The sequence below is a fragment of the Streptomyces sp. NPDC127190 genome, from assembly GCF_042672505.1.
GTDB lineage: Bacteria > Actinomycetota > Actinomycetes > Streptomycetales > Streptomycetaceae > Streptomyces.
Map to the genome: position 1 here is coordinate 21,548 of NZ_JBHXVE010000049.1, position 6,817 is coordinate 28,364.

General features: G+C 73.5%; 5 protein-coding genes and 1 pseudogene. 4 read left to right on the top strand and 2 right to left on the bottom strand.

Going from position 1 to position 6,817, the window contains the following annotated elements:
• Window positions 1-5: 5 nt before the first annotated feature.
• Complete coding sequence (locus ACFVIU_RS38215) at window positions 6-2,036, bottom strand: NAD(+) synthase (protein ID WP_385848335.1); 2,031 nt, start codon at window positions 2,034-2,036, stop codon at window positions 6-8.
• Window positions 2,037-2,185: 149 nt separating this feature from the next.
• Between ACFVIU_RS38215 and ACFVIU_RS38220 the strand changes: the two genes are divergently transcribed.
• Window positions 2,186-2,755, top strand: coding sequence for a hypothetical protein (locus tag ACFVIU_RS38220; protein ID WP_385848336.1), 570 nt, complete (start codon window positions 2,186-2,188; stop codon window positions 2,753-2,755).
• Here the strand turns inward: ACFVIU_RS38220 and ACFVIU_RS38225 are convergent.
• On the bottom strand, window positions 2,722-2,988 hold the full coding sequence (locus ACFVIU_RS38225) for a GlsB/YeaQ/YmgE family stress response membrane protein (protein WP_385848338.1): 267 nt from the start codon (window positions 2,986-2,988) through the stop codon (window positions 2,722-2,724). The genes ACFVIU_RS38220 and ACFVIU_RS38225 overlap by 34 nt on opposite strands.
• Window positions 2,989-3,222: 234 nt before the next feature.
• On the opposite strand from ACFVIU_RS38225, the gene ACFVIU_RS38230 reads away from it, so the two are divergent.
• The 3 genes and pseudogenes from ACFVIU_RS38230 to ACFVIU_RS38240 all read left to right on the top strand — a co-directional run.
• Window positions 3,223-3,585, top strand: a complete 363-nt coding sequence (locus ACFVIU_RS38230; protein WP_385848339.1) for an ArsR/SmtB family transcription factor — start codon at window positions 3,223-3,225, stop codon at window positions 3,583-3,585.
• Complete coding sequence (gene mgtA, locus ACFVIU_RS38235) at window positions 3,578-6,220, top strand: magnesium-translocating P-type ATPase (protein ID WP_385848341.1); 2,643 nt, start codon at window positions 3,578-3,580, stop codon at window positions 6,218-6,220. Before ACFVIU_RS38230 ends, mgtA begins: the two co-directional genes overlap by 8 nt.
• Before the next feature lie 192 nt (window positions 6,221-6,412).
• Window positions 6,413-6,817, top strand: a pseudogene (locus ACFVIU_RS38240) (LytR family transcriptional regulator); the annotation flags it as partial.

Consider the following 6,817-nt stretch of genomic DNA (forward strand, 5'->3'; position numbering starts at 1 on the left):
CCGGCCTAGAACTCGAACCGCTCCAGGTCCCGCAGCCACGCCTCGGCGTTGCCGTCCGACGGGGCCCGCCAGTCGCCGCGCGGCGACAGCGAGCCGCCGGCGGACACCTTCGGCCCGTTCGGCATGGCCGACCGCTTGAACTGGGCGAACGCGAAGAAGCGGCGGCAGAAGACCTCCAGCCAGCGCCGGATCTCCGCCAGGTCGTAGGAGCCCCGCTTCTCCTCCGGGAAGCCGGGCGGCCAGGCCCCCGCCGCCGTGTCGTGCCAGGCGTGCCAGGCCAGGAAGGCGATCTTGGACGGCCGGAAGCCGTAGCGCAGCACATGGAACAGGGTGAAGTCGTGCAGCGCGTACGGGCCGATCTTCGACTCGGTCGACTGCAACTCCTCGCCGGGGATCAGCTCGGGGCTGATCTCGGTGTCGAGGATGGCGGCCAGGATCTTCCCGGTCTCCTCGTCGAACTGGCCGCTGCCGATGACCCAGCGGATCAGATGCTGGATCAGCGTCTTCGGCACGCCCGAGTTGACGTTGTAGTGGCTCATCTGGTCGCCGACGCCGTACGTCGACCAGCCGAGCGCCAGCTCGGAGAGGTCGCCGGTGCCCAGCACGATGCCGCCGTGCTGGTTGGCCAGCCGGAAGAGGTAGTCGGTGCGCAGCCCGGCCTGGACGTTCTCGAAGGTGACGTCGTACACCGGCTCACCGGCGGCGAACGGGTGCCCCATCTCCTTCAGCATCAGCCGTGCGGTCGGCGTGATGTCCAGCTCGGCCGCGGTGACCCCGAGGGCCCGCATCAGCTTGTGGGCGTTGCTCTTGGTGTGGTCGCTGGTGGCGAAGCCGGGCAGGGTGTAGGCGAGGATGTCGGTGCGCGGGCGGCCGGCCCGGTCCATCGCCCGGGCGGCGACGATCAGCGCGTGCGTGGAGTCCAGGCCGCCGGAGACACCGATGACCACCTTCGGGCCGCCGATCGCCGCGAGCCGCTGCTGGAGCCCCGCGACCTGGATGTTGTACGCCTCGTAGCAGTCGAGGGCCAGCCGGTCGGGGTCGGCGGGCACGAACGGGTAGCGCTCCAGGCGGCGGCGCAGACCGAGGTCGGTCCGCGGCGGGTCCAGCCGGAAGTCCACCGTGCGGAAGTCGCGGGTGCGCTCGCCGTGGGTGCGCCGGTTGTCGTCGAAGGTGCCCATCCGGTGCCGTTCCTGGCGCAGCAGGTCCAGGTCGATGTCGGCCACCGCGTAACTGTCGCCGACCGGGAAGCGGTCGGACTCGGCCAGCAGCACCCCGTTCTCGTAGATCATGGTCTGGCCGTCCCAGGACAGGTCCGTGGTGGACTCGCCGAGACCGGCGGCGGCGTAGACGTACGCGGCGAGGCAGCGGGAGGACGCGGAGCGGCACAGCAGCTTGCGGTCCTCGGCCCGGCCCACGGTGATCGGGCTGCCGGAGAGGTTGACCAGCACGGTCGCGCCGGCGAGGGCCGCCTCGGCGCTGGGCGGCACCGGCACCCACATGTCCTCGCAGATCTCCGCGTGCAGCACCAGGCCGGGCACGTCGGCGGCGGAGAACAGCAGGTCCACGCCGAACGGCACGCTCTCCCCGCCGATCCGGATGGTGCCGCCGCGCTCGTCGTCGCCGCCGGCGATCTGCCGCCGCTCGTAGAACTCCCGGTAGTTCGGCGGGTACGACTTCGGTACGGCACCGAGGACCCGGCCGCGGTGCACGACGACCGCGCAGTTGTAGATCCGGTTGCGGTGCCGCAGCGGGGCGCCCACGACCAGCACCGGCAGCAGCTCGGCCGAGGCGGCCACGACGGTGGCGAGCGCCTGCTCGACCTCGTCGAGCAGCGCGTCCTGGAGCAGCAGGTCCTCGATGGAGTAGCCGCACAGCACCATCTCGGGGAAGACGGCGACGGCGACCCCCTCCTCGGCACACCGCCGCGCGTGCCGCAGGACCGCCTCGGCGTTGGCGTGCGGTGCGGCGATGACGGTGTGGCCGGTGCACGCGGCGACGCGCGCGAAGCCATGCTGATAGAGCGACCAGAAGTTCAACGGGACTTCCCTCACCACGCCACGGACCCCACAGACGGAACGACACTCCCTACACAAGCAGCCTAGATCCTCTTGCCCCGCGTGTACTGCTTCGATGGTTGCGCAAATATGGAACTATTGGTGGTGAGCTGTCGGGTATCGGGGGACGGATGACGGATGCCGATCCGGTGGAGCCGGAGTTCAGCGTGGTGTTCGAGCGGGTGCTGGACCGGGCCCTGGCGATGGGCCAGGTCGGTGAGGCGATGGTGCGGTGCGGCAGCCGGGTCGGGCGCGCCGAGCTGCGCGACCGGGCGCTGTGCGCGGCGCGCCGCATCGCGGCCTTCGCGGACCTCGAATACCGCGCGTACCGCGGGGCGCTGGCCGCGGCATGCGGCGGGCCCGGCTTCGGTTCCGACCCCGGTTCCGACTCCGGCTCCGGCCCCGGCTCCGACCCCGGTTCCGGTTCCGGCCCCCGCCCCGGACTCCCGGTCGGCGGCCTGCTCCGGCTGCTGGTGACGCGGGGGCGCCCCCGGTCCGCGGATGCGGGCCGGACTGAGGACGACGCCCGGGCCGAGGTGGCCAGGGCGCGCGGCGCGTGGGAACTGGCCCTGCTGGAACGGGGCATGCTGCCCTTCCTCCTCGGCCGGCTGGAGGAGGCGCACATGGCGGCATGCCTGGAGGCGCGCGGACGGGCGCGCACCGGGGATCAGTCGCGGGAGTTGCCGAACAGGATGCGGTAGCCGATGAGGAGCACCAGGGAGCCGGCGATCGCCGCGCCCCAGGTGTAGAGGTCGAAGAAGTCCTTCTGCACCGCCCGGTGGAGGAAGTGCGCGGAGAGCCAGCCGCCGACGAACGCGCCCGCGACGCCGATGAGGGTGGTGCCGATCAGCCCGCCCGGGTCGCGGCCGGGCAGCAGGAGCTTGGCGATGGCCCCGGCGAGCAGGCCGAGGATGATCCAGCCGATGACGCCCACGGTGTTGTCCTCTCTGTACTTCCCCGTATCTACCCCTGTACTTGCCTGTTTGCGCAAGCCTAGGGAGGGGCACTGAGCCATGGCCATCGCATCCGGCCTTTGGTGACGAGCCGTTGAGGTGTTGGCACGGACTCATGACATTGCGCGACCGCGCAAGGACACCGAGCATCCACACACCTACACTGGGCGGGCACATGAGTGTCGGCTGTGGAGTGGGCGGGACGGGAGAGGGCTGTGACGGGGAACGCCGGTGGCTTCGAGGATCCGTCGGCCGAGGTCCTCGCCGAGGCGGCCGCCGCGTTCGGACTGCTCGCCTCCTCCGCCCGGCTGCACCTGATGTGGGCGCTGTCGCAGGGCGAGAGCGACGTCACGCACCTCGCCGCCCGGGTCGGCGGCGCGCTGCCGGCCGTCAGCCAGCATCTGGCCAAGCTGAAGCTCGCCGGGCTCGTACGCTCCCGCCGCGAGGGCAGACGGCAGGTGTACTACGTCGACGACCCGGACGTCGTCACCGTGGTGCGGGTGATGGTCGGGCAGTTGACGGCGCGTTCGCAGCACCCCCTCGCGCCGGTGCGCGAGCTGCGCGGAACCGGTGGCTGACACCACCACCGCCTCGGGGCAGGACGCCGAGACGACCGCACCGGCGTCGCCGCCGACCGTGCTGGAGACGCTGCGCCGGCTGGACAGCGGCCCGCGCGGACTGACCGAGGCGCAGGCCGAGGAGCGGCTGGCCCGGCTGGGCGAGAACACCGGCCCGGCCCGGCGTGCGGCCTCCTGGCCCCGGCTGCTCCTGCGCAGCCTGCGGGATCCGTTCACGGCGGTGCTGGCCTGCCTCGGGCTGGTCTCGGCGGCCGTCCTCGCCTGGGGCACCGCCTCGGTGATCCTGTCGCTGGTCGTGGTGAGCTGCGTCCTGCGGGCCGCCGGGGAGCGCCGCGCCGACCGCTCGACGGCCGCGCTGCGGGAGCTGGTCGCCACCACCGCCACGGTGCTGCGCCGGGCCGAGGAGGGCGCCCGCCCGGTGACCCGCGAGGTACCGGTGGCCGAGCTGGTGCCGGGCGATGTGATCCGGCTGGGGCCGGGGGATCTGGTACCGGCGGACGTACACCTGCTGCGGGCGGCCGGGCTGACCGTGCATCAGGCGGCACTGACCGGTGAGTCCGCCCCGGTCCCCAAAGGGGTCCCCCCGCTCGAGCGGAGCCGAGAGCGGGGGAGGGCTTCGGACCACGCCCCCCGCACCGCGGCCGCCGAGCGGTCCGGCGTTCTCGACCGGCCCCAGCTCTGCTTCCAGGGCAGCAGCGTGGCCTCCGGCAGCGGTACCGCGGTGGTCGTCGCGACCGGTCCGCACACCCGGTTCGCCACGGCACACGAGCGTGGCGCCGGCCGGCCCGAGGGCAGCGCCTTCGACCGCTCCGTGCACGGCATCTCCTGGATCCTGATCCGGTTCATGCTGCTGACCCCGCCCCTGGTGCTGATGGCCAACGCGGCGCTGCGCGGCCGGGGCCTGGAGACGCTGCCGTTCGCGGTGGCGGTGGCGGTCGGACTGACCCCGGAGATGCTGCCCGTCCTCGTCACCCTCTGTCTGGCCCGCGGCGCCGCGCTGCTGGCCCGCGCCCACGGGGTGATCGTCAAGCGGCTGCCGGCCCTGTACGACATCGGCGCCGTCGACGTGCTGTGCCTGGACAAGACCGGCACCCTCACCCAGGACCGGCCCGTCGTCGACCGCGCCCTCGGCCCCGACGGCCGGGACGACCCCGATGTCCTGCACTGGGCCGCCGTCAACGCCTGGTGGACCCTCCAGCTCGCGGAGCTGCCCGCCCCCGACGCCCTGGACGAGGCGATCCTGGACGCGGCCGACGAGGCCGCGCTCACGGCGTACGACGGGATCGCGGCCGTACCCTTCGCGCCGGACCGGCGGCTGGCCGTCGCGGTCGTCCGCACCCCCGGCCGGCTCGGCACGCACACGCTGGCCGTCAAGGGGGACGTGCAGGCCGTACTGGAGCGCTGTGCCCTCGCCGACGAGGAGCGGGACCGGCTGCGGGCGCTCGCCGCCCGGCAGGCCGAGGGCGGGGTGCGGGTCCTGGCGGTCGCCACCGCCGAGCGCCCGGCGCGCGACCGGGACCACCGGCCGGCCGACGTCCGCGGGCTGGTCTTCCGGGGGCTGGTCACCCTGCGGGACGCGCTCGCGCCCTCCGCCGCCGACGCGCTGGCCGTCCTCGCCGACCGGGGGGTCACCGTCAAGATCCTCACCGGCGACCATCCGGACACCGCGGTCCGCGCCTGCCGCGACCTCGGCGTTCCGGTCGCCGCAGACGCCGTCCTCACCGCCGACGCCCTCGACCGGCTCCCGGACGGCGAACTCGCCGAGGCGGCCGGCCGTACGACCGTCTTCGCGCGCTGCACCCCGGAACACAAGGCCCGTGTCATCGAGGCGCTGCGCGCCGCCGGGCACACCGTCGGCTTTCTCGGCGACGGGGTCAACGACCTGCCCGCGCTGCGCACCGCCGACGTCGGCATCGCCCCGCGGGACGCCGCCGACGTGGCCCGGGAGGGCGCGGACGTGGTGCTGGCGGAGCGGGACCTCACCGCGCTCGCGCACGCCGTCGCCGCGGGCCGGCACGCGGGCGGCAACATCGCCACCTATCTGCGCATCACCCTCTCCTCCAACCTGGGCAACGTCCTCGCGATGCTCTCCGCGGGTCTGCTGCTGCCCTTCCTGCCGATGCTCCCGGCCCAGGTCCTGTTGCAGAACCTGTGCTTCGACGCCGCCCAGCTCACCTTCGCCCACGACCGCCCGCACCCCTCGGTGCTGCGCCGGCCGACCGTGCTGGACCCGCGGGCCCTGCTGCGTTTCATCACCGTCTTCGGGGGCCTCAACGCCGTCGCGGACCTGGCCACCTTCGGCGTCCTGGCGCTCGCGGTGCACGGGCCGGGGACGGGCGACGACGAGGCGGTGTTCCACTCCGGCTGGTTCAGCGAGAACCTGCTCACCCAGGCCCTGGTGATGGTGCTGCTGCGGGCCGGCCGCGGCACCGCCGGCCGGCGCGGACCGGGACCGGTCGCCCGGGCCGCGCTCGTGCTGGCCGCCATCGGTCTGGTACTGCCGGTCTCACCGCTCGGCCCGGCGCTCGGCCTGCCCGCGCTGCCGGCCGTGTACTACCTGCTGCTCACCGCCGTACTCGCCCTCTACGCCCTGGCGCTGCCCGCACTGCGGTCCGGGGCGCGAGCAGCGGTGTGACATGCGCGGACTTCGTGACGCTTCTCTGGTGAGCGGTTGCATGAGATGCCTCACCTGTGAATTCCCCCAGGATCACTGCTGCTCGGGCCATGTGTTTGTTAGATTGCGCAACTACGCAACCGAGTCGGGGTGTGGCGCTCCGTCTTCTCGTCCACCGGCCTGACCGGCCCGAGCGTTCATTGGGAGTGGGAGATGAGCGACCCGTGGGACGGCCCGGTCGGGCAGACCACGCGCAGCCGCACCGCCCAGATGCCGGAACAGCGTACGGCCGGGCCGGGTGAGGCGCGCCCCACGGGGGGTCGGGAGGCGGTGAGGCCGGCGGTCGGCGGCCGGGCGGCGGCCCGTGAGGCGGCCCGTTCGCGCGGCGGACGCGGACGCGGACGCGCCGCGGCACGGCGCCGGGCGCGTCCGGCAGGGCGCGGCAGGCGTGTCCTGAAGATCGTCGGTATCTGCACGGCCCTGCTGGTGCTGGCCACGGCAGGCGTCGGCTGGTGGTTCTACCAGCATCTGAACGGCAACATCCACAGTGTGGCGCTGGACGGCAAGGGCGGTACGGAGAAGGCGGACGCGTTCGGCCGTACGCCGATCAACATCCTG

Excerpts from the sequence above, each read along its gene's own strand:
- ACFVIU_RS38220 (WP_385848336.1), top strand. The coding sequence starts at position 2,186 with ATGACGGATGCCGATCCGGTGGAGCCGGAGTTCAGCGTGGTGTTCGAG.